The organism is Vibrio sp. 10N.222.49.C9, assembly GCF_041474985.1.
GTDB lineage: Bacteria > Pseudomonadota > Gammaproteobacteria > Enterobacterales > Vibrionaceae > Vibrio > Vibrio crassostreae_C.
In genome coordinates this window covers 1-345 of record NZ_JBFRVD010000623.1, presented here as the reverse complement: position 1 = coordinate 345, position 345 = coordinate 1, and the positions used below count along the sequence as shown (strand labels likewise).

Genomic DNA, 345 nt, shown 5'->3' with positions numbered 1-345 from the left:
GCTGCGCCTAGATTAGAGTAACCAAGCCAAGTATCAAATACCGCAGTGGTGAGAGTATTCACTGCAAAGTAACTGACAGTACCAAAATCACCAATGGCCTCCATTGCTACAAGGGATAGACCAACGGCAATAGAAGGACGAATAATCGGTAGCGATATACGCCAAAAGCTCTGCCATGGAGAGCACTTGAGCAATCTAGCCGATTGCAGAATGCTCACGCTCTGCTCCATGAATGCCGCGCGACACAGCAGATAAATATACGGATAGAGAACTAAAGACAACACCCAGATGGCGCCACCTAAAGTACGCATATCAGGGAACCAGTGTCTCCTGGCCCCCAACCAG

General features: G+C 49.0%; 1 pseudogene. It reads right to left on the bottom strand.

Annotation, left to right across the window (positions count from 1 at the left end):
* A pseudogene (locus AB4585_RS24785) lies at positions 1 to 345 on the bottom strand (ABC transporter permease); the annotation flags it as partial.